This is a genomic window from Microvirga tunisiensis (assembly GCF_009296175.1).
GTDB classification, from domain to species: domain Bacteria; phylum Pseudomonadota; class Alphaproteobacteria; order Rhizobiales; family Beijerinckiaceae; genus Microvirga; species Microvirga tunisiensis.
On record NZ_VOSK01000777.1, the window covers coordinates 1 to 1,274 of the forward strand.

2 pseudogenes are annotated in these 1,274 nt (G+C 65.4%); one reads left to right on the forward strand and one right to left on the reverse strand.

From position 1 onward, the window contains the following. Positions 1 to 781, forward strand: a pseudogene (locus FS320_RS43580) (IS110 family RNA-guided transposase); the annotation flags it as partial. A gap of 337 nt (positions 782 to 1,118) precedes the next feature. Here FS320_RS43580 and FS320_RS43585 read toward each other — a convergent pair. Then, positions 1,119 to 1,274: pseudogene (locus tag FS320_RS43585) on the reverse strand (IS701 family transposase); the annotation flags it as partial.

Consider the following 1,274-nt stretch of genomic DNA (forward strand, 5'->3'; position numbering starts at 1 on the left):
GGCGGCGCTCTCGGCGATGATCGTCAAGACCGACCGGCGCGATGCGCGGCATCGCCCTGCTGCTGCGCATGGGCTGGTTCCGGCCCGTCCACTGCAAGTCGCCGCCGGCCCAGGAGGTGCGGGCGCTGCTCATGGCTCGCAAGCAGCTGCAGGCCAAGATGCGGGACGTCGAACTCAGCCTGCGAGGGCTGTTGCGCGGCTTCGGCCTGAAGATCGGCGAGATCAGCAAGGGCCAGTTCGCCGCCCGGGTGCGTACACTGGTCGCCGGTCATGCGATACTGGAGACGATTGCCGAGGCGATGCTGCGGGCCAGAGAGGCGCTGCAAACCGAGTTCGCCAAACTCCATCGCGCCATGCTGGCGATCGCGCGGGAGAACGAGGTCTGCCGGCGGCTGATGAGCGTGCCGGGTGTCGGCGCGCTGATTGCGGTGACCTTCACGTCCGCGGTGGACAAGCCCGAGCGCTTCGCCCGCTCGCGGGCTGTGGGCGCGCATTTTGGGCTGACGCCGAAGAAGTAGCAGTCGGGCGAGACTGATATCACGGCGCGGTGAGCCGGGTGGGCGATCCGATGGTGTGCACCGCGCTCTATGAGGGCGCCCACATCCTGCTGACGCGGGACGTGCGTTTCTCCGCGCTCAAGCGCTGGGCGCTGGAAGTCGCGAAACGGCACGGCATGCGGCGCGCCAAGGTGGCGCTGGTCCGGAAACTTGCGGTCATTCTGCATCGCATGTGGATCGATGGAACCACCTTCCGCTGGAGCCGGGAGGAGGCTGCCGCATAGGAGGAGCAAGCGTTCGGGACAGGGCGCGGTCACCCCTGTTCTCCTGAGGTCCCGTGGCCGGAACGATGGAGGCGGTCAAGCCGCAAGTAGTGCCGTGAGCACCTGATCGAGGTGGAGCACGCGTCTTAGATTGGCTGACCGCATCCTCTCTGATGGCATGGTGGGGCGGCCGCGCCCACCCCGAACAGAAGCAAGACTTCGGCGACAGGACAGTCACTCAGGGGATTGACACCCAACGGCCCATTACAGAAGCACTACTTCAGCACTCCCATCATTGAGCCCAGAGTGAAGCGCCCGACAAATCGGACATCGCAGGGGCAAGGCGTGCGCCAGATGATCAAGCAGCATGTACCGAATCGCCGGCAGTGTTTGTTGCGGCGGTGGTACGGCGATTTTTCTTTTTTCGGCGAGGCGGCGTGCAAGCGCAGATGCTGCAGGAATAGATAGGTGGTCAGCGTCATCAGTGCGTGCCGGTGCAGGCCGCGCCACGAGT